19 protein-coding genes are annotated in these 20,657 nt (G+C 73.8%); 8 read left to right on the forward strand and 11 right to left on the reverse strand.

Features of this window, described 5'->3' with window-relative positions; genetic code table 11:
- Positions 1 to 54: 54 nt before the first annotated feature.
- The 8 genes from ABD665_RS08090 to ABD665_RS08125 form a co-directional block, all read right to left on the reverse strand.
- Positions 55 to 807 (reverse strand): SDR family oxidoreductase, encoded by a 753-nt coding sequence (locus ABD665_RS08090; protein WP_204911437.1) that lies wholly within the window; start codon positions 805 to 807, stop codon positions 55 to 57.
- Between the two features lie 28 nt (positions 808 to 835).
- Positions 836 to 1,618: a glucose 1-dehydrogenase gene (locus ABD665_RS08095; protein ID WP_204911436.1), complete on the reverse strand. Its 783-nt coding sequence runs from the start codon at positions 1,616 to 1,618 to the stop codon at positions 836 to 838.
- On the reverse strand, positions 1,615 to 3,108 hold the full coding sequence (locus tag ABD665_RS08100; RefSeq protein ID WP_344741758.1) for a gamma-aminobutyraldehyde dehydrogenase: 1,494 nt from the start codon (positions 3,106 to 3,108) through the stop codon (positions 1,615 to 1,617). Before ABD665_RS08100 ends, ABD665_RS08095 begins: the two co-directional genes overlap by 4 nt.
- A gap of 127 nt (positions 3,109 to 3,235) precedes the next feature.
- Complete coding sequence (locus ABD665_RS08105; RefSeq protein ID WP_204911434.1) at positions 3,236 to 4,327, reverse strand: proline racemase family protein; 1,092 nt, start codon at positions 4,325 to 4,327, stop codon at positions 3,236 to 3,238.
- Position 4,328: 1 nt separating this feature from the next.
- Entirely contained in the window at positions 4,329 to 5,234 is a 906-nt protein-coding gene (locus tag ABD665_RS08110) for a dihydrodipicolinate synthase family protein (RefSeq protein ID WP_204911433.1), read from the reverse strand.
- A gap of 28 nt (positions 5,235 to 5,262) precedes the next feature.
- Complete coding sequence (locus ABD665_RS08115; protein WP_204911432.1) at positions 5,263 to 6,564, reverse strand: FAD-dependent oxidoreductase; 1,302 nt, start codon at positions 6,562 to 6,564, stop codon at positions 5,263 to 5,265.
- Positions 6,561 to 7,154: a short chain dehydrogenase gene (locus ABD665_RS08120; protein ID WP_204911431.1), complete on the reverse strand. Its 594-nt coding sequence runs from the start codon at positions 7,152 to 7,154 to the stop codon at positions 6,561 to 6,563. Before ABD665_RS08120 ends, ABD665_RS08115 begins: the two co-directional genes overlap by 4 nt.
- Positions 7,151 to 7,894 (reverse strand): GntR family transcriptional regulator, encoded by a 744-nt coding sequence (locus ABD665_RS08125; protein ID WP_344741762.1) that lies wholly within the window; start codon positions 7,892 to 7,894, stop codon positions 7,151 to 7,153. Before ABD665_RS08125 ends, ABD665_RS08120 begins: the two co-directional genes overlap by 4 nt.
- A 246-nt stretch (positions 7,895 to 8,140) precedes the next feature.
- Here ABD665_RS08125 and ABD665_RS08130 point away from each other — a divergent pair, with 246 nt between their 5' ends.
- The 3 genes from ABD665_RS08130 to ABD665_RS08140 all read left to right on the forward strand — a co-directional run bounded on the left by ABD665_RS08130 (position 8,141) and on the right by ABD665_RS08140 (position 10,634).
- Positions 8,141 to 8,563, forward strand: a complete 423-nt coding sequence (locus ABD665_RS08130; protein ID WP_204911430.1) for a hypothetical protein — start codon at positions 8,141 to 8,143, stop codon at positions 8,561 to 8,563.
- Positions 8,564 to 8,681: 118 nt separating this feature from the next.
- Positions 8,682 to 10,052, forward strand: coding sequence for a DUF222 domain-containing protein (locus ABD665_RS08135; RefSeq protein ID WP_204911429.1), 1,371 nt, complete (start codon positions 8,682 to 8,684; stop codon positions 10,050 to 10,052).
- A 36-nt stretch (positions 10,053 to 10,088) separates the two neighbouring features.
- Positions 10,089 to 10,634 carry a hypothetical protein gene (locus ABD665_RS08140; protein ID WP_204911428.1) on the forward strand — a complete coding sequence of 182 codons (546 nt, stop codon included), beginning with the start codon at positions 10,089 to 10,091 and terminating at the stop codon, positions 10,632 to 10,634.
- 42 nt (positions 10,635 to 10,676) lie between these two features.
- On the opposite strand, the gene ABD665_RS08145 is transcribed toward ABD665_RS08140, so the two are convergent.
- A complete protein-coding gene (locus ABD665_RS08145; RefSeq protein ID WP_204911427.1) occupies positions 10,677 to 11,570 on the reverse strand; it encodes a LysR substrate-binding domain-containing protein in 894 nt (297 codons plus the stop codon).
- Positions 11,571 to 11,656: 86 nt separating this feature from the next.
- Here ABD665_RS08145 and ABD665_RS08150 point away from each other — a divergent pair, with 86 nt between their 5' ends.
- From ABD665_RS08150 to ABD665_RS08170, 5 genes are all read left to right on the forward strand, one after another.
- Complete coding sequence (locus tag ABD665_RS08150; protein WP_204911426.1) at positions 11,657 to 12,844, forward strand: FAD-dependent oxidoreductase; 1,188 nt, start codon at positions 11,657 to 11,659, stop codon at positions 12,842 to 12,844.
- A gap of 26 nt (positions 12,845 to 12,870) precedes the next feature.
- Positions 12,871 to 14,403: a 2-oxoadipate dioxygenase/decarboxylase gene (hglS, locus tag ABD665_RS08155; protein ID WP_344741766.1), complete on the forward strand. Its 1,533-nt coding sequence runs from the start codon at positions 12,871 to 12,873 to the stop codon at positions 14,401 to 14,403.
- Positions 14,400 to 15,938, forward strand: coding sequence for an L-piperidine-6-carboxylate dehydrogenase (gene amaB / locus ABD665_RS08160; RefSeq protein WP_204911425.1), 1,539 nt, complete (start codon positions 14,400 to 14,402; stop codon positions 15,936 to 15,938). Before hglS ends, amaB begins: the two co-directional genes overlap by 4 nt.
- Before the next feature lie 72 nt (positions 15,939 to 16,010).
- Positions 16,011 to 17,507 (forward strand): FG-GAP-like repeat-containing protein, encoded by a 1,497-nt coding sequence (locus ABD665_RS08165; RefSeq protein ID WP_204911424.1) that lies wholly within the window; start codon positions 16,011 to 16,013, stop codon positions 17,505 to 17,507.
- 42 nt (positions 17,508 to 17,549) lie between these two features.
- Complete coding sequence (locus ABD665_RS08170) at positions 17,550 to 18,488, forward strand: zinc-binding dehydrogenase (protein ID WP_204911423.1); 939 nt, start codon at positions 17,550 to 17,552, stop codon at positions 18,486 to 18,488.
- A gap of 103 nt (positions 18,489 to 18,591) precedes the next feature.
- Here the strand turns inward: ABD665_RS08170 and pyk are convergent, their stop codons facing one another.
- Entirely contained in the window at positions 18,592 to 20,007 is a 1,416-nt protein-coding gene (gene pyk, locus ABD665_RS08175; RefSeq protein ID WP_204911422.1) for a pyruvate kinase, read from the reverse strand.
- Positions 20,008 to 20,073: 66 nt separating this feature from the next.
- Complete coding sequence (locus tag ABD665_RS08180; protein WP_204911421.1) at positions 20,074 to 20,628, reverse strand: CGNR zinc finger domain-containing protein; 555 nt, start codon at positions 20,626 to 20,628, stop codon at positions 20,074 to 20,076.
- Positions 20,629 to 20,657 lie beyond the last annotated feature (29 nt).

The raw sequence follows: 20,657 nt of genomic DNA on the forward strand, positions 1-20,657 counted from the left end.
ACTCCTCGCCGGACAACCGGACCACGTTAACCGGTGAGCGGGCCCGCGCGCCGGTCAGCGCACGTAGTCGGCACCCGTCACGTCGATCGTCGCGCCGGACGTGTGCGGCGAGCGCCCGGAGGCGAGGAAGGCGATGACCTCGGCCACGTCCTCCGGCGGCGTGATCTCCCCCATCGGCATCGACGCGGCCAGCTCCTCGACCTCCGGACCGTCGGTCATCATGTCGGTCAGCACCCAGCCCGGCGCGATGTCGTACGCCAGCACCCGGTCCCGCGCGAACGCCCGGGCGATGCCCTTGGTGAGCGACTGCAGCCCGCCCTTGGACGCCCCGTAGGCGAGGTGGTCGGCGTCGTCGCCGCGGTGCGCGGCGCGGCTGGTGACGTTCACGACGACGCCACCGGTCCCCGCCTGGCGCCAGTGCGTGACGGCCAGGCGGCACAGCGTCGCGGGGGCCAGCAGGTTGACCGTGAGGTTCGTCGACCAGCCCGCGTCCCAGCCGTCGGTGTCGTCGAAGGGCGACGCGGTGTAGACGCCGGCGTTGTTCACCAGCACGTCCAGCTGCCCGCGCCAGGCGAGCGCCTCGGCCCAGAGCCGTTCCGGCTCCCCCGGCTGCGCGAGGTCGGCGGTGACGACGTGGACGCGGTCCTCGCCGAGCTCGGCGACCAGCGCGGCCGCTGCGGCGGCGGAGGCCCGGTGGTGCAGCACGACGTCGGCCCCGTCGCGGTGCAGCGCCCGGACCGCGGCCTTCCCGATCCCCCGCGACCCTCCGGTCACCAGGACGACCCGACCCTGCGACGGTGCGTTCACAGCGTGTTCTCCGTTCTCACGTGCTCGGTCATGCGACGGCCTGCGCGCCGGTGATCTCGACGGCGGCGCCGCACAGGTAGGGCGCCTCGTCCGACGCCAGGAAGGCGACCAGCGCCGCGACCTCCTCGGGGTAGCCCACGCGCCCGTACGGGACGAGGGCGTCGAGGTCGGCCTTGGTCCGGCCGCTGCGCGCCAGGTTGCCGGCCAGCATCGGGGTGAAGATCTCCCCGGGGCAGACGGCATTCACCCGGACACCGGCGGGCGCGTAGTCCCGCGCCAGGCTCTGGGTGAAGGAGACCACCGCGGCCTTGCTCGCGTTGTACGCGACGTGGCCCGGCGCGGGCGACAGCCCCCACTGCGAGGCGGTGTTGACGATCGCGCCCTGACCCGCGCTGATCATGGCCGGCAGCACCGCGCGGCAGAGGTGCACCATCGCGTCGACGTTGACCGCGAAGGTGGCCGACCAGTCGTCCGGGCCGAGCTCGAGCAGGGCACCGCGACGGTTGATGCCGGCGTTGTTGACCACGACGTCGAGACCTCCGTGCGCGGTGATCATCTCCTCCACGGCCGCCACGCAGGCGTCCGGGTCGGTCAGGTCGAAGGGCCGCGCCTCGGCCCGGCCGCCGGCCAGCACGATCTCCTCGGCGACCCGGGCGCAGGCGTCCGCGTCGAGGTCGGCGACCTGCACCAGCGCGCCCTCGTCCGCGAGCCGGCGGGCGATCGCCGAGCCGATGCCGCCGGCGGCGCCGGTGACCAGGCAGACCCGGCCGACGAAGCGCCGGGCGGTCGACGGCGACGGTTCCTTGATCACTGCTCTCCCTCGCGTCCACGACCCGTGAAGACCGTGCGGTGCCACGGCTTGGCCGCGACGCCGGTGATGTCGAACATGACGTGCTTGACCACGGTGTAGTCCTCGAACGAGTAGGTCGACATGTCCTTGCCGAAGCCCGACTCCTTCATCCCGCCGTGCGGCATCTCGCTGATGATCGGGATGTGGTCGTTGACCCACACGCAGCCGGCGCGGATCTCGCGGGTGGCGCGCAGCGCGCGGTAGACGTCGCGTGTCCACGCGGAGGCGGCCAGCCCGTACGGGGTGTCGTTGGCGAGCGCGATCGCCTCGTCGTCGGTGTCGAAGGGCAGCACGACGAGCACGGGACCGAAGATCTCGTCGCGGACGACCTCCGTGGTGAGCCCGGCGTGGGCGATCAACGTCGGCGCGTAGTACGAGCCGCGGGCAAGATCACCACCCGGGACGGTGCCGCCCGCGACGACGCGGGCGTACGCCCGGGAACGGTCGACCAGCGCCGCCACCCGGTCGCGGTGCGCGGTGCTGATCAAGGGCCCGAGGTCGGTCGCCGGATCCTGCGTCGGGCCGAGCCGGACGGACGCGAAGAGGTCGGCGACGCCCTCGACGAAGGCGTCGTGCAGCGAGCGGTGCACGATCGCCCGGGTGGCGGCGGTGCAGTCCTGACCGGTGTTGATCAGGCTCGCGGCGACGGCGCCCTGGATCGCGGCGTCGAGGTCGGCGTCGTCGAACACCACGAACGGCGCCTTGCCGCCGAGCTCGAGGTGGACGCGCTTGGCCGTGGTCGCCGCGGCCTCGAGGACGGTGCGACCGACGCGCGTCGAGCCGGTGAACGAGACCATGTCGACCTGCGGGTGCCGCAGCAGGTGGGCGCCGCAGTCCGTGCCGGTCCCGGTCAGGACGTTGAACACGCCGTCCGGGATGCCGGCCTGCGTGGCCAGCTCCGCGAACCGCAGCGTCGTCAGCGGCGTGAGCTCGGAGGGCTTGAGCACGATCGTGTTGCCGGCCGCCACGGCGGGCAGGACCTTCCACGCGGCCATCTGCAGGGGGTAGTTCCAGGGGGCGATCGAGCCGACGACGCCGACGGGCTCGCGGCGGATCGAGCTGGTGTGGTCGGCGGAGTACTCCGCGGTCGCCTGGCCCTCGAGCGTCCGCGCCGCACCGGCGAAGAACGCGGTGTTGTCGATGGTTCCGGGGACGTCGAACTCGCGGGCCAACCGGATCGGCTTGCCCGCCTGCCGGCTCTCCGTCTGCGCCAGGTCCTCCGCCTCGGCCTCGAGCAGGCCGGCGAGGGCGTGCAGGGCCGCGGAACGCTCCCCCGGCGTGGCGCCGGACCAGCCGGGGAAGGCGGCCCGCGCCGCAGCCACGGCGGCCTCGACGTCGTCCGGGCCCGCGAGCGTCAGGTCGGCGACCACCTCACCGGTGGACGGGTCGCGGACGACGTCGTGGACCCCGGTCAGGGCCTCCCGGCGCCGGCCGTCGATGTACTGGCTCACTGCTGCTCCTCTGGCTTCCTCGAGCGTCGGTGCCAACCCCTCCGGGGCCCTTCGACAGGCTCAGGGGGCGTACGCGGGCAAGGCCCCCTGAGCTCGCCGAAGGGCCCCGCAGGGGTTGGCTTCCCTGTCACAGGCCCGGCGCCCAGATGTCGCCGACGCTGAAGCCGGACGGGAACGGGTCGGTGGGGTCGAGCACCCAGGTCGAACGTCCGGTCACCCAGCCGCGGCCGGTGATCGTCGGGAGGACGGCGCCGTACGGCCCGAGCGTCGTCGTGCCGGTCAGCTCGCCGACGAACTCGGTGCCGATGGTGCTGAGGTGGGAGAACTTCTCGCCGATCTCGAGCTGGCCGCGGGCGTGCAGGGCGGCCATGCGCCCGCAGGTCCCGGTGCCGCACGGCGAGCGGTCGAGCGCGCCCGTCCAGGTGCTCGGGTCGTCCGCACGGAGCGCGCCCTGGGTGAGGATCACGGCGTTGCGGTCCTGCACGCCGGGCCGGCGGTCGCCGGAGTGGATCATGATGTTGCCGACGGCGTCGACGTCGGGGTTGAGCGGGTGCCGCACGTCGAGCTGCTCGAGCGCCGCGAGCTTGAGCAGCGCGCCCGCGCGGGTGAGCTCACGCCCCTTGTCGGGGTGGATCTCGAGGCCGAGCGCCGCGGCGGGCGCCTGCACGAAGAAGCCGCCGCCGAACACCACGTCGACCGCGACCGTCCCGAAGGTCGGCACCTCGAGCGGCACGTCGAGCCCGACGACGAACGCCGGCACGTTGGCGACGGTGACGCTGCGGACCTTGCCGCCCGAGACGACCGCCTCGGTCTCGACCGTGCCCACGGCGGTGTCGATCCGTACGCGGGTCACGGGCTCGACCATCGGCACGATCCCGCTCTCCAGGACCGCGGTGACGGTGCAGATCGTGTTGCTGCCCGACATCGGCGTGAAGCCGCCCTGCTCGAGCACGACGATGCCGAGGTCGGACCCCGGCTCGACCGGCGGCAGGACGAGCACGGCGCACAGCCCCGGGAACCCCCGCGGCTCGCGCAGCAGGAACCGCCGCAGGCCGTCGAGGTGGTCGCGGCAGTACGCGAGCCGCTCGGCCATCGTCGCGCCGTGGACCAGGTGGGCGGCGTTGATCACGACGCGCCCGGCCTCGCCCTCGGCGTGGGCCTCGATCGTCCGGAGCTGCAGGGTCTCCAGCTGCAGGGTCTCGAGCTCGAGCTGCGCCATCTCAGGCCTCCTTCGTCATGAAGGGCTCCAGGACGGCGACCAGGCCGGCGCGCTGCTCGGCGGACAGCGGCTGCACCGGCGCGCGGGTGGGGCCGACCGGGTGCCCGACGAGCTCCAGCGCGGTCTTGACCCCCGACACGTAGCTGATCGACTCCAGGTAGGAGCTGAGCGCCCACAGGTCGCGCCACTGCTCGCGCGCCGCGACGAGGTCGCCCTTCACCGCGAGCGTGTCCCAGAGCGCCACGGCCTGCTCGGGCACGATGCCCGCCACGCCCCACACGGACGCCTCGGCGCCGAGCGCGATCCCCGCGAACGTCAGGGTGTCCCAGCCGTTGAAGGCCTTGATGTCGGCGCCGCGGCTGACGATCAGGTCGGTCAGCGCGACGGCGTCGCCGGAGGTGTCCTTGAGGTAGTCGACGCCGTCGATCGCGCCGAGCTCGGCGACCTGGTCGGCGTCGAGGCGGATGCCGGTCGCGCCGGGGACGTTGTAGTAGACGATCGAGAGGCTCGTCGCCGCGGCGACCTCGGCGAGGAAGACCTTGAGGGTCGCGAGGTCGAGCGGGTCGTAGAACGGCGGCACGAGCATGACGGCGTCCGCGCCGACCCGTTCGGCGTGCTGGACGAGGTCGATCGCCCCGGCGGTGGTCATCGAGCCCACGCCGGCGACGACCGGGACGCGCCCGGCGGCGGCGGAGACGTACAGCTCGATGACCCGGCGGTGCTCCTCCGGGCTCAGGCTCGTGAACTCCCCCGTCGTCCCGCAGGGCACGAGCCCGTGGACGCCGGCGGCCACGAGGCGGTCGACCAGGGCGGCGAGGGCGGCCTCGTCGACCGCGGAGCCGTCGGCGGTGAACGGGGTGGGGACGGCGGCGAGGATGCCGGTGAGCTCGACCTGCTTGCGGGGCACGGTGGGTCCTTGGGGTTCGGGGGCGCGCTCAGGCGGCCGAGGTGATGTCGTGACGCGCGGGGTTCTTGCGGACGACCGCGCGGGTGAAGCGCTGCGGCGCGAAGGGGACGAGCACGTCGGGCACCTCGCCGTGCAGGACCATCCGGCTGAGGGCGAGCGCGGAGCCCGGGCCGAGGGTGATGCCCTGCATGCCGTGGCCGCTGGAGACGTACGTGTTGGACAGCTCGCCGAGCCGGCCGATCACGGGGATGCCGTCGGGGGTCATCGGGCGGATGCCGGCCTTGGGCGTGACAGGCCCGACGGGCGGGGTCCAGTCGCGGAAGTAGGCGCTCGGCGCCCGCAGGATCGCGCTGACGCGGACCTGGTTGAGCTCCTCGTCGAGCCCCGCGAACTCCATCGTCCCGGCAAGCCGGAGGTTGCGCGCCAACGGCGTCACCGCGACCTTGGCGTCGGACAGGTTCACCGAGCTGCGCAGGTCGTACGGCTCGACGTCGACGCTGTAGCCCTTGCCCGGCCGCACCGGCAGCGGCACCCCGATCAGGCGCGAGATCGGGCCCGTCCACGCACCCGCGGCGAGCACGAACGCGTCGCCGCCCACGACCTCTCCCCCGGCGCTGATCGACCGCAGGCCGTCGCCGCCGGCGACCCAGCCGTGCTGCACGCCGTCGATCGGGGCGCCCTCGAGGATCGTCACGCCGAGCTCGAGGAGCCGCCGGTGCAGCGCGGCCATGAGCGCAGGCGGGTCGAGGTGCTCCTCGCGCGGGAAGTAGATGCCGCCGATCACGCGGTCGGAGAGCTTGGGCTCGTGCACGCGGACGTCGTCGCCGACGAGCACCTGCGGGTCGCGGTCGAAGCGGCGCGCGAGCTCGAGGAGGCCGCGATGGTGCTCGAGGTTGTGCGGGTCGGTGAAGGCCATCAGCAGGCCGTCGTGGCGCAGCTCGAAGTCGAGGCCGTCGGCGCGGTACCGGTCGTACGCCTCCCCCGAGCTCGCGGCGAGCCGCAGGTGCGCCTCGAAGCCGGCCTGCTGGGCGGGCGCGTTGCAGCTGCGCCACATGCCGAGCATGAACTTGACGAACTGCGGGTCGAGCGACGGCCGGATGTAGAGCGGGCTGTCGCGGCGCAGCATCCACCGCAGGGACGTGCTGATCATGCCCGGGCCGGGCACGGGCGCCGACTCCGCGGGGCAGATCCAGCCGGCGTTGACCTCCGCCGCCCCCTGGCCGGTGCGACGGGCGTCGACGAGCGTGACGCGCGCGCCGTCGGTGGCCAGCTGGTAGGCGGTCATGAGGCCGATGGCCCCGCCGCCGACGACCACGACGTGCCGGCTCACAGGGCGAAGACCTGGCCGGTCTGCACCCCGTGGACCGACCGGACGAAGGCCTGGCCGACGTCGGCGGCGGAGACGGGCGGGAAGCCGGGGAAGAAGGCGTGGTAGCCGGTCGCCTCGGTCAGGACGGTGGGGCTGACCGCGTTGACCCGCAGGCCTCGGGGCAGCTCCGCGGCGGCGGAGATGACGAAGGACTCGAGGGCCCCGTTGGCGAGCGCGGCGGCGGCACCCGTACGGATCGGTTCGCGGGCCAGGATGCCCGTGGTCAGCGTGAGCGAACCGCCGTCGGTCACGTGGGCGGTGCCGATCCGGACGACATCGACCTGGGCGGCGACCTTCCCGCGGTAGGCGGAGAGGTAGTCCTCGCCCGTCAGCTCCGCCAGCGGTTTGAACGGCACCGAACCGACCGCGGACACGACGGCGTCGACGCTCGCGACCCGCTCGAACAGGGCGGTGATCGAGGCCGCGTCGGTCAGGTCGACCGCGAGCGCGGAGCTCCTGGACGCCCGCAGCACCTCGTCGCCGTACGCCTCGAGCGCGTCGGCGGCGGCACCGCCGACCAGTCCGGTGGCGCCGATGACGAGGATCCTCATGCGGTGGTCCTTCCGTGGGGTGCGGGCTCGGTCTCGGGGGCTGTCCCGTGCGCAGAGCGCAGCGCGATCAGCTCGTCGACGCTGGTGAGGGTGTGCTCGCGGAACGCCGCCCGTACGCGCCCCTCGTCGCCGCTCTCCAGGGCGTCGACGAGGTCGCGGTGCAGGCGGTGGGAACGTTCCGGGTCGTGGCGGGCCGCCTGGTCCTGGGCGAGGGCGATCGTGATGTGGGCCTGGATGACCGGCCAGAGCTGGTCGAGCACGACGTTCTCGGCGGCGCTCCAGACGGCCCGGTGGAACGCGAGGTGACCCTCGTGGCGGACGACCGGGTCGTCGTCGAAGGCGGTCGCCTCGAAGGCGGCCCAGGCGGTCCGGACGGCGTCCAGGCGCCGGCCGGTCGGGTCGTCGAGGATCGCCCCTGCTGCGAGGTCGTCGAGCGCGGCGCGGGTGCTGGCGAGGTCGCGCAGCGCGGCGGTGTCGAGGTCGGCGACCCGCAGCCCGCGGTAGGGCTCGGACACGACGAGCCCCTCCTGGGCCAGCTGGCCGAGGGCCTCGCGGACCGTGGCGCGGCTGACCTGCAGGTCGGCGGCCAGCGAGAGCTCGGTGAGCTTGTCGCCCGGCCGGAGCGCGCCGACGACGATGCCGCGGCGGATCTGGGCGAGCACCGCCTGCCGGCGCGAGACTGAGGCGACAGGCGCCAGAGCAGGACGGAGCCCGTCCTCCTCGGTCGCCAGGTCCACCACGTCGAGCACGTTAGCACGGCGATTGTCTGACAATCCACTGCTCGCTCGCCCCCGCCCCGAGCCCGCTCCCGCGGTCAGTCGGCGAGCCCGGCCGGACGACCCGCCCACGTCCGGCCGGAACCTCCGACGCGATGCCGCAACTTCGGGTGATGCTGGGCGAGAAGATCAGCACGAGCCGGACCGCGCCCGTCGGAGCACCTCCGCAGTTGCCGCTCGCGCCTCTCCCCCCGACCTTCAGGAGCACCCATGTCCACCAGCGACGCCACCACCGGCGGCAGGCCCGACTCGTCGGACCCGCGCGCCGCGACCTCGCTCGTCCGCGCCTTCCAGGTCCTCGCGGGGCTGGCCGTGCTCAACGTGCTCTACCAGTTCGTCACCGCCGGGCAGCTGTTCCCGAACGGCGGGCCCGAGGAGGCCCACGCGGCCGGCGCCATCGTCCTGCACGTGCTCAGCGGCCTGGCCGCGATCGTCGCCGTCCTGCTCTGGCGCCAGCAGCGGCTCGGCGTCCGGCCGATGGTCCTCGCCGTCGTCGTCTTCGCCTACACGTTCCTGCAGGCCTACTGGGGCGGCTACGACAGCCTGTGGATCCACGTCCCCGGCGCGATGCTCCTGACCGTCGGCGTGGTCTGGGTCTTCTTCACCAGCCTGCGCCCGGGCGTGCGCGCCTGACCCTGGTCGGGTCCGGCGTCCGGGGCGGCCGGTCCATCTCGTCGCTCCGGCTACCGCTGCTCGCACCTCGTTCGAACGTGTGTTCGAAAGCGTCAGAGGGTTCTCCTAGGTTCGGGTCATGGAGATCGAGGGCGTCGCGGCGGGCGGTCCGGAAGCAGCCGACCGCGCGCTCGACGGCTTCGTCGCCGCGCTCGACCGGCTCGTGGACGTGGTCGAGTGCGGCGGTCTCGACGGGTTCGACGGGCTGCGCCTGGTGCGCTTCCTGCAACGGTTCGAGGAGGCGCGCAACCGGGTCCCGCTGGTGGACCACCGCGCGGTCCGGGTCGCCGCGGCGGTCCGGCTGCCGGAGACGCTGACCCAGCCCACCCTGGCGTCGGCGCTGGGCTGGGCGCTGCGCCTCTCGCACGCCGAGGCCGGCCGCCGGGTCCGGGCCGCGGAGGCGCTCGGCGAGCGGACGACCTTGACGGGCGAGCCTCTCGAGCCGGTACGCCCGGCGCTGGCGACCGCGCAACGCGCCGGGCTGGCCTCGCCGGAGCAGCTGGACGTCTGCCTCCGTGCCCTGGGCACGGTGGACCACCGCGGGTTCGACCCGGCCGACCTGGACGCGGCCGAGGCGCTCCTCGCAGGCTTCGCCCGGGCCCTGCGCCCGCACGACCTGCGGCTGGCGGCCCAGCGCGTCGTCGACGGGATCGACCCGGACGGCACGCGGCCGCAGGAGGAGCTGAACGCCGACCGGCGGCACCTGGCGTTCCGTCGGCTGCGCGACGGCATGTGGTCGGTCGAGGGACGACTCACCGGGCCCGTCGGCGCGAAGCTCCGTGCGGTCCTAGGTCCACTGGCGAAACCCCGACTGGCGACGGTGGTCCTCGACGACGGGCGTGAGGTCCAGCAGGAGGATCCGCGCCACCACGGGCAACGCACCCACGACGCGTTGGAGGAGGTCTGCGACCGGCTGCTCCGCTCGGGCACCCTGCCCGACGCGGGCGGCACCCCGGCGACCGTGATCGTCACGATCCCCGAGGGTGACCTCGTCGCGCGCCGGCGGTGGGGCGTGACTAGCGACGGCACCGTCCTGTCCGGCGAGACGGTCGTCGACCTGACCGACGAGGCCGAGGTCTACCCGACCGTGGTGAGCCCGACCGGGGTGGTGCTGCAGCTCGGCCGCAGCCGCCGCCTCGCCACGCCGGGCCAGACGATGGCCCTGGTCGCCAGAGACGACGGGTGCAGCTTCCCCGGTTGTGACCGGCCACCGGAGTGGTGCGAACGCCACCACGTGCGCGCCTGGGTCGACGGCGGCGCGACCGACCTCGACAACCTGACCCTGCTGTGCGCGTGGCACCACCACAACTTCGCGGGTCGGGGCTGGACGTGCCTGATGGTCGACGGCCTGCCCGCGTGGGTCCCACCCCGGTGGGTCGACCCGGACCAGAGACCGCTGCGGAACACCAGGGTCACCGTCCGGCACCGGGGCGAGGTGTTGCGGCGATGAGGAGCGGGAGACCCCTCGCCGTCCTAGGTTGGCGCCGTGAGCGCGACGCAGGACCTCTTCGCAGCGGTGCAGGCACGGACGGCGGGCACGCCGTACGTGGTGGAGCCGAAGCCCGAGGGGTTCGACGTGCGGCTGGCGCTCGAGGACCCTCAGTGGTTCGGGAGCTTCCGCGAGTGGCAGCTGACGCAGGCGTCGGTCCACCACGTCCGCGCGGACGAGGCGGCGCGCACCTACTCCGTCGACGACGAGCTCCGCACGCTGACGTGGCGGGCGGGCACGGACGGACGCGAGCGGCCGGTGCTCAGCGCGGGGGTGTCGGTCGCGCGCGGCAACATCCGCCGCAAGAGCGTCCGGCGCACGTACGCTCTCGGCCCGGGCGGGCTGACGAAGACGTCGGAGGCGACGTTCGACTCCTCCGCCGGGCGCGACCTCGTCACCGCCGCGGCGAAGGAGCTCAGCTGGAAGCCCCGGCTCAGCCTCAACGAGCGCATCGGGCTCGTCGTCGGTCTGACGACCATCGTCCTGATCGTGCTGATGGGGATCGTCGTCGGCATCGTCGCGCTCGCCGGCGGGTTCTCCTAGCCGGGGCGGGCCACGGGTCGCGGCCGAGAGAGCGGGTCACGCTCAGAAGGTGAAGGCCTCGACCAGGGCCGACCGGACCGCCCGTACGCCGGCGCGCTCGAGCGCCGGGGTCCGGGCCAGGGCGACGACGTCCCGGGTCGACGGGCCGGGCAGCGACGCCGTGGGCGCCGTCGTCGCGCGCATCGCCAGCATCAGCGGCGTCACGAGCGTGATCCCGAGCCCGGCCTCGGCCAGGGCGATCGACACGGCGGTGTCGGTGACGAGGTGCCGCTCGCGGGGAGCGATCCCCGCTCTGGCGCACGCCGTCCGCACGGCACGCCCGAAGGTCGAGCTCGGGGGCGGCACGATCCAGTCCGTCGCGTCCGCGAACGTCCGCACCGCGTCGGCCGAGGTCACGTCCACCTCGGCGCCGGGCGGGAGCACCAGCAGGAACGCCTCGCGGTGCAGCCGCGCCACGTCCAGCCCGCGCCGTGGCGGCAGCGGGGCGTCGGAGTAGTCGAGGCCGAGCGCGAGGTCGATCTCGTCACGCAGGACCGCGTCGGGCATCGCCTCGACGTCGACCTCCACGGCCTGGAGCGCGACCCCGGGTTCGTCCGCCAGCCGCGCCCGCGCGGCCGGCAGGCCGACGACCGCGGCGGACCCGAACACGCCGAGCCGTACCGCGAGCGTCGGTGATGGCCCGCGCAGCACCGCGGCCGCGCGCGCCTCGGCCTCGAGGACCAGCCGCGCCTGCTCGACGAGCACGACCCCGTCGTCGGAAAGGGCGAGCCGCGCGCCGTCCCGGACGAACAGCGGGCGCCCGACCGCACGCGCCAACGCCGCCATCTGCTGGGACACGGCGCCGGTGGTGTAGCCGAGCGTCGCCGCGGCCGCGCTCATCGTGCCGGCCTCGGCCACGGCCACCAGGGTCCGCAGCTGGTCGAGCGTCCACCTCATGCGAGAAGCATGCAGCAGAGCTCAACGGTTCGTGGAGAAGGTGTCGATGGATCTTAACGACCTCCGCACGCGACACTGAGGAGGACATGACTGCGCCTTCTGACGGCCGCGCGCCGCTGCCCGAGCACGCCGAGGTCGTCGTGGTCGGCGGCGGGGTGATGGGCACGAGCATCGCCTTCCATCTGGCCGAGGCCGGCGTGCGCGACGTCGTCCTGGTCGAGCGCGACACCCTCGGCAGCGGGTCCTCGGCCAAGCCGCTGGGTGGCGTCCGCGCCACCTTCTCCGACCCCGGCAACGTGCTGCTGGGCCAGCGCAGCCTCGAGACCTTCGAGCGCTTCGCCGAACGTTTCTCGACCGACATCGGCCTGCGCCAGGTCGGCTACCTCTTCCTCTGCCGCAGCGACGCGGAGGTCGCGTCGGTCGAGGCCAGCACCGCGCTGCAGGAGAGCCTCGGCGCCAGCGGCCGCATGATCACGCCCGCGGAGGCCCACCGCCTGAACCCGCTGGTCGACCCGTCCGTCCTCGTCGGCGCGTCCTTCTCCCCCCGCGACGGCTACGCCGAGCCGGGCCGGGTCGTGGCCGCGTACGGCACCGCGCTGAGGGCCCTCGGCGGCCAGGTGCACGAGGGGACGACCGTCACCGGCGTCGAGACCACGGGTGGCGCGGTCCGCGCGGTGCACACCGACCGCGGGACCATCCGGACCGACGCCGTCGTCTGCGCCACGGGCGCCTGGTCGGCGCGCCTCGGGGAGCTGGCCGGCGTCCCGCTGCCGGTCGTACCGGTCCGGCGCCAGATCGGCTTCACGCCGCAGCAGGGGGCGCCGTTCCCGACCGTCCCGTTCACGCTGGACCTGTCGACCACGCTCTACTTCCACAACTACCCGGGCGGCATGCTGCTCGGGATCTCGAACGCGGACGAGCCGGAGGGCTTCGGGCGGACGTTCGACGACGCGTGGGTCGCCGCCTTCGAGGAGGCGGCCCAGGTCGTCGCGCCGGAGCTCGTCGGACGCCCGCTGGAGGGCGGCTGGGCGGGCCTCTACGAGAACACCCCGGACCACAACGCGATCATTGGCGTCTCTCGCCAGCTCGACGGGTTTTTCTACGCCACCGGGTTCTCCGGACACGGATTCTTGCAGGCGCCCGCGGTTGGAGAAGTGGTCCGCGACCTCTACCGTGGGGTCGAACCTTTCCTCGACGTGACGCCGTTCGACGTGTCCCGCTTCGACCCGGACCCCGTCGGGCACGCGCTGCTCGCCGAGGTCCACATCATCTGACGTCCCGAGCTGGAGGAGTGCCGAGCGTGAGCAGCCCTGCGACCACATCCGCCCCGAGCCCGTCGACGGGTCCGGCGGCCCGGACCGCCACGTCGGAGCCCGGCGCGCGGCACGTCGCGCAGTGGGAGCTGCGGGCCCGGTTCGCGCTGTCGCTGGCCGCCCTCTACGGCCAGGAGGTCCCGGCGTACACGACGCTGGTCGACGTCTCCCGCGCCGTGAACGAGGACTTCGTGGCCGCCCACGGCGCTGACGCCGAGCGCCTCGGGTCGATCTCCCGCGTCACCGCCGAGCGGCACGGCGCGATCCGGGTCGGCTCGCCCGCGGAGATGGCCCAGGTCGCGCGGCTGTTCGCCGGCTTCGGCATGCACCCGGTCGGCTTCTACGACCTCCGCGACGCCTCGGCGAGCTCGGTCCCGGTCGTCTCGACCGCGTTCCGCCCGACCGACGTCGACGAGCTGGCCCGCAACCCGTTCCGCGTCTTCACCTCGATGCTCGTCACCGACGACCGCCGCTTCTTCGACGCGCCGACCCAGGAGCGGCTCGAGGCGTTCGTCGCCGCGCGCGAGCTCTTCTCCCCCGAGGCGCTGGCCCTGGCCGACCGCTCGGTCGTCGAGGGCGGGCTCGACAGCGACGCCGCGGAGCGGTTCCTGGCGCTGGCGACCGCGTCCTTCGCCCTGTCCACGGAACCCATCGACCGCGCCTGGTACGACCACCTCGAGGCGATCTCGGCCGTCGCGGCCGACATCGGCGGCGTGCCGGCCACGCACATCAACCACCTGACGCCGCGCGTCCTCGACATCGACGACCTCTATGCGCGCATGAGCGCGCTGGGCGTCACGATGATCCCCGAGATCCAGGGCCCGCCCCGCTGGGAGGGCCCCGACGTGCTGCTGCGGCAGACGTCGTTCCGGGCGCTGGCCGAGCCGCGGACGTTCCGGGAGCCGGACGGCACGACGGCGAGCGGCGAGCTCCGGGTGCGGTTCGGCGAGGTCGAGCAGCGCGGCATCGCACTCACCGCCGCCGGCCGCGACCTCTACGACGCGATGACCGCCGAGGCCGACCGCCGCCTGGCCGACGCACCGCAGGGCACCACCCGGGTCGCCGTGGCCGCCGAGGTCTGGCGCGAGCACCTCCCCCGCACCGAGACGGGCCTCGCCCTGGCCGGGCTGGGGTTCTTCCGCTTCCGCGTCGCCGAGCCCCCGGCGGGCTCCAGCACCGACGTCGGAAGCGGCGCCACGCTGGCCACGCTGCTGGAGAGCGGCGTGCTGGTCGCCGAACCGATCGTCTACGAGGACTTCCTCCCCCGCTCCGCCGCCGGCATCTTCCAGTCCAACCTCACCGACGAGGGCTCGCGCGACGACGACCAGCTCGGCACGCCGTACGACCTCGACCGGCTGAGCGAGGTCGTCGGCATCGCCATCGCCGACCCGACCGACCTCTACGGAGCGCAGCAGGCCGCCTCGCTCGCCGAGGCCGAGGCCGCGCTCGGCCACCCCGTCGACACCACGCCCGTCCCACTCGCCGCAGCCGCGGCAGCACAGGAGAACGCACCCGCATGACCGACACCACGACTGACACCGCCACCCGCACCGCCCTCGCCGACGACGTCCGCACCGCCCTCGAGGCGTGCGGCGTCGACCTGTCCGTGGTCGGGGGTGACGCTCAGGTCTCCAGCCCGATCACCGGCGAGCCGCTCGTCGGCGCCCGGCTCGACACCGTGGCCGACATCGACGCCGCGATCGGCCGTGCGGCCGAGGCCTTCCCCGCCTGGCGCGACACCCCGGCCCCGATCCGCGGCCAGCTGGTCAAGCGCTGGGGCGAGCTGCTGACCGAGCACAAGGTCCACCTCGCCACCCTGGTGACCGCCGAGGTCGGCAAGACGCCGTCCGAGGCGCTCGGCGAGGTGCAGGAGATGATCGACATCGCCGACCTGGCCGTCGGCCAGTCGCGCCAGCTCTTCGGCAAGACGATGCCGTCGGAGCGCCCGGGCCACCGCCTGCAGGAGGTCTGGCACCCGCTCGGCGTCGTCGGCGTCATCTCGGCCTTCAACTTCCCGGTCGCGGTCTACGCCTGGAACACCGCGCTCGCCCTCGTCTGCGGCGACACGGTCGTGTGGAAGCCGGCCGACGTCACGCGGCTCTCGGCGATCGCCGTCGACGCCCTGCTGGCCCGCGCGGTCGCCGAGTCCGGCGCCCCGAAGGGCATCCACCAGCTGCTGCTGACCGACGCCGACGGCAGCCGCAAGCTCGTCGAGGACCCCCGCGTCGCGCTCGTCTCCGCCACCGGCTCCGTCCGCATGGGCCGCGAGGTCGGACCGGTCGTGGCTGCCCGCTTCGGTCGTACGCTGCTCGAGCTCGGCGGCAACAACGGCGCCATCGTCGCCCCCTCGGCCGACCTCGACCTCGCCCTGCGCGGCGTCGTCTTCGCCGCGGCCGGCACCGCCGGCCAGCGCTGCACGACCCTGCGCCGGCTCTTCGTGCACTCCTCCGTCGCGGACCAGCTGACCAAGCGCGTCGTCGCCGCGTACGAGTCGCTGCAGGTCGGCGACCCCCGCGAGGAGGGCGTCCTCGTCGGCCCGCTGGTCAACCAGCGCTCGTACGAGGCCCAGCAGGCCGCGCTCGCCGCGGCCCAGGAGCAGGGCGGCACCGTCCTCGCCGGCGGCGACCGCGAGCTCGCCGACGTGCACCCCGACGCGTACTACGTCCGCCCCGCGATCGTCGCGATGCCGGAGCAGACGGCGATCGTGCACGAGGAGACGTTCGCGCCGATCCTCTACGTGATGACCTACGACGACCTCGACGAGGTCATCGCGCTGCACAACGCGGTGCCCCAGGGCCTGAGCTCGGCGATCTTCACCTCCGACCAGGGCGAGGCGGAGCGGTTCCTGTCGTCGGCGGGTTCGGACTGCGGGATCGCCAACGTCAACATCGGCACCTCCGGCGCCGAGATCGGCGGCGCGTTCGGCGGCGAGAAGGAGACCGGCGGCGGGCGCGAGTCCGGCTCGGACGCCTGGAAGGCCTACATGCGGCCCTCGACCCAGACGGTGAACTACTCGGGCCAGCTCCCCCTGGCGCAGGGCGTCACCTTCATCTGATTTCGTTCGCGTCTCGTCAGAACCTCGGTCGCCGTGTGAGGGTGGTCCCTCCCAGCGACCGAGGAGAAGACCATGACGCGACGGGTGCTCGTGGCCCTGCTGGCCGCCGGGGTGGTCCTGCCCCTGGTCTGCTCCGGCCCCTCGGCGCAGGCGGCCACCACCCCGGCGAAGCCGTACGACTTCGACGGTGACGGCCGGCAGGAGCTGGTGGTGTCGGCGACCGGCCTGATGGTCGGTCCGATGGGCTGGGGCGCCGGTGGCGTGGTGGTGCTGCCGACCTCGGTCAAGGGCATCTCCCTGCAGCCGGAGCTCCTCACCCAGACGACGATCGGGGACGATCCGGTGGAGGGCGGCGGCTTCGGCTACGCGTTGGCCAGCGCCGACTTCAACCGCGACGGATACGCCGACCTCGTCATCGCCAGACCCTCCTACATCGGGTACGGCACGAGCATCGGCGTCCTCTCCGTCGTCCCCGGGTCGCCCGACGGTCTGGACCCCGCCGGCACCACGTCGCTCGGCAACCCGAACCCCGGGCAGGACGACAACCAGACCGGCCTCTCGGGAGCAATGGCGGTCGGCGACCTCACCGGCGACGGCTACCCCGACCTGGCCACCAGCGTCACGGGCGCCGACCGCGAGGTCGTGGGCGACGAGACGTTCGCGGCCAGCGGCGAGGTGCTGGTCTTCGCCGGCGGCAGCCGAGGTCTGAGTCGGGACCCGGCCCGGACGTTGCGCCGCCAAGGTCCGGGCGGCGGCCACCAGGACTGGGACAGCGGCTTCGGCAGCTCGCTCGCGGTGGGCGACCTGAACGGCGACGGCAGGGCGGACCTCGTCGTCGGTTCCCGCGGCGGCGACGGCACGTACGGGACCTACCCCGGCTCGGTGAGCGTCTGCCCGGGCGCCACGGGCGGTCCGACCGGCTGCACCCGGGTCGCGCACGCGGCCGAGTACGCGGGCGCGACGTCCTTCGCGGTCGGGCGCGTGACCGGTTCCGCCCGACCCGACCTGGTCGTCGCTGCTCCCGGAGCCGGCAAGGAGGCCGTCGGGTCCGTCCGCGTGCTGAAGCTGAAGCCCACCGGGCCCGTCGCGACCGGGCGGACGCTCGTGCTGACCCAGGCGTCCCGCGGGGTGCCGGGCGTGGACGAGCCGGGCGACGCGTTCGGCACCGCCCTCGCCCTGGCCGACCTGGACCGCGACGGTCTCGCCGACCTCGTCGTCGGCGCGCCCGGGGAGAACCGCGGCAGCGGCCGGGTGACGGTCGTGCACGGCGCGAAGGGCGGCTGGCGCACCCGGGGCAACCGCACGTACGACCAGAGCACGCGAGGGATCCCCGGCCGGGCGGAGCCCCTCGACGCCTTCGGCAGCTCGCTCACCCTGCTCGACCACGACGGCGACGGGCGGCTGGACCTCGCCGTCGGCGCACCGCGGGAGAACGGTTCCGGAGCGGTCACGACGCTGCGCGGCGCGGGCAGCGGCTTCACCACGAAGGGCTCGCGGACCTTCGGGCTGACGACGCTCGGCATCGGCCCCGTGGAGGGCGCGGCGTTCGGTGACGCTCTCGGGGGCTGACCCGCCGCCTCCCGACGCCGCGACGCGCGGAGAATGATCACCATGCACGCAGCCGTCGTCCACGACACCAACCAGCCCCCGCGTTACGGCGAGTTCGCCGACCCCATCGTCAGCGAGGGGCGGGTCGAGGCGGAGGTGCTGGCCTCCGCGGTGCACGTCATCGTGCGGACCATCGCCGCCGGGCAGCACTACAGCTCCACGACCAAGCCCCCGTTCGTCCCCGGCCTCGACGGCGTGGTGCGGCTTCCCGACGGGCGCCGCGCCTACGCGGCCGGCGTGCAGGCCCCGTACGGCATGCTCGCCGAGCGCGCCGCCGTGCCGCTGGGCGCGCTGGTCGACGTGCCCGAGGGCCTGTCCGACGCGGCCGCGGCCGCCATCGTGAACCCGGCCGCGTCGAGCTGGCTCCCCCTGAGCCGGCTGGGCGCCGAGGGCGCCACCGTCCTCGTCGTCGGCGCGACCGGCACCTCCGGGCTGCTCGCGGTCCAGGTCGCGAAGGCGCTCGGCGCCGCACGCGTGGTCGCGGCCGGACGGAACGCGGACGGGCTCTCCCGCGCGGCCGAGCTCGGCGCCGACGCCACGGTCACGCTGGGCGACGACCTCGCGGCCCCGCTCGCCGAGGCGGCCGGGCCGGACGGCGCGTACGACATCGTGCTCGACTACCTCTGGGGCCCCGTCGCCGGCGCGGTCCTGCAGGCGCTCGTCGCCAACAAGGTCGACCCGCACCGCCCCGTGCGGTTCGTGAACATCGGGAACCTCGCCGGCCCCGAGCTGGCCCTGCCCGCCGCCGCGATCCGCAGCAGCGCCATCCAGATCTCCGGGCACGGCATCGGCAGCTTCCCCATGGAGCTGCAGGCGCCCGCGGTCGCGAGCCTGTTCGAGGCCGCCGCGGCCGGACGCATCGGCGTCGACTACGTCGAGCACCCGCTCAGCGACGTCGAGACCGCCTGGGACCTGCCGGAGCGCCTCGTCCTGGTCCCCTGACGCCCGTCGCCGGGTCACCGCGCGCCACACTCGCCGTGACCCGGCCCTGAACGACAGCAGCCCTGGCCTCCCGAAGGAGACCAGGGCTGCTGCGTACGACGACCTAGAGCGGCGCGCCGATCCGGCGCACGCGGATCATGTTCGTGTGGCCGGCGACCCCGGGGGGCGAGCCGGCGACGATGATCACGAGCTCACCCTCGGCGATCTTGCCCGACTGGGTCAGCGCCAGGTCGACCTGGCGGATCATGTCGTCGGTGTGACCGACCATCGGCACCAGGAACGTCTCGACGCCCCAGGTGAGGGTCAGGGCGGCCTGCGTCTGCTCGATCGGCGTGAACGCGAGGATCGGGATCTCCGAGCGCAGCCGCGCGAGGCGCCGCGCGGAGTCGCCGGAGTGCGTGAACGTCACGAGGAACTTGGCCCCGAGCCGCGTCGCGACCTCGGTCGCGGCCTTGGTGATCACGCCGCTGGTGGTGTGCGGGTCCCAGTCCACGTCGGTGATCTGCGCGAAGCCGTTCTGCTCCACGTTGTCGATGATGCGGGCCATCGTCTCGACGGTCACGACCGGGAAGTCGCCCACGCTCGTCTCGCCGGACAGCATGACCGCGTCGGCGCCGTCGAGGATCGCGTTGGCGACGTCGGACGCCTCGGCGCGCGTCGGGCGCGGCGAGGAGATCATCGACTCGAGCATCTGCGTGGCGACGATGACCGGCTTGGCCCAGCGGCGGGCCGCGCTGACGATCTGCTTCTGGACGAGCGGCACCTCCTCGAGCGGCAACTCCACACCGAGGTCACCGCGGGCGACCATCAGCGCATCGAAGGCGTCGACGATCTCGTCGAGGTTCTCGACGGCCTGGGGCTTCTCGATCTTGGCGATGACGGGGACCCGGCGGCCCTCCTCGTCCATGATCTTGTGGACGGCCTCGATGTCGCTCGCGCTGCGCACGAAGGACAGGGCGATCATGTCGACGCCCTGGCGGAGGGCCCAGCGCAGGTCCTCCGAGTCCTTCTCGCTCATCGCGGGGACGCTCATGGCGACGCCGGGCAGGTTGATGCCCTTGTTGTTGCTGACCGGACCGCCGACGACGACCTCGGTCACGACGTCGGTGGCGGTCACCTCGACGGCCCGCAGCGTGAGCTTGCCGTCGTCGATGAGGATGAGGTCGCCCGCGGAGACGTCGCCCGGGAGGCCCTTGTACGTGGTGCCGCAGCGCTCGGCCGTGCCCTGCACGTCGTCGATGGTGATGGTGAAGCGCGCACCGACCTCGAGGTTCTCGGGGCCGTTCGCGAACCGGGCCAGCCGGATCTTCGGGCCCTGGAGGTCGGCGAGCACGCCGACCGGACGACCCACGGTCTTGGCGGCCGCGCGGGTGTTCTCCAGGCGCATCAGGTGGTCCTCGTACCCACCGTGGCTCATGTTCAGGCGGGCGACGTCCATGCCCGCCCGGACCAGCTCGACCAGGCGCTCAGGGGTCTCCGCAGCGGGACCGAGCGTGCACACGATGTTGGCTCTTCGCACGCCCAGACCCTAGCCGACCGCTCGTGCCCGACCGATCCATAGCCAGGGCCTGGATGACGCCCGAGGTCAGGCCGGCTCTGCGTCGGGACCGGGCTCCGGACGGACGCGCCGCCGGTAGGCCCGCTGCGACTTCTCCCGCGCCCCGCAGATCGAGCTCGCGCACCAGCGTGAGCTGTTGTTGCGCGAGTGGTCGTAGAACGCCCAGCGGCAGGTGCCGCGGCTGCACACCTTGAGCCGGTTCCAGTCGCCGTCGCGCTGCGCCGTACGGATGCCCTCGACGGTGTCGGCGACCAGCCGCCCGAACGCGGTCCCCGACGTCGTCCGCAGCCGGCCGTCGGCCACGGTCACGTGCAGCCGGGCCGTCTCGACCGCGGCGGCCACCGCGGGAGGCACCTCGTCGTCGGCGGCCGCGACCCAGGAGCGCAGGTCCTCGCGGAACGTCTGGAGCCGGCGCCGTTCGGCCTCGCCCGCCCCGGTCACACCCCGCGCGGCGCACCACCCCTCGAACGTCTCCCGCGACAGCTCGTCCTCCTCCGACTCGAGGTTGACGGTGTTCAGGAGGTCCTGCAGCGGCGCCAGGTGCGGGGGCGCCGGCAGGCGTCCTCCGGGTTGCGCCGTCACGCGTCCATCCTTACCACTGATCCTTACCA

The organism is Microlunatus spumicola (assembly GCF_039536445.1).
Lineage (GTDB): Bacteria > Actinomycetota > Actinomycetes > Propionibacteriales > Propionibacteriaceae > Microlunatus > Microlunatus spumicola.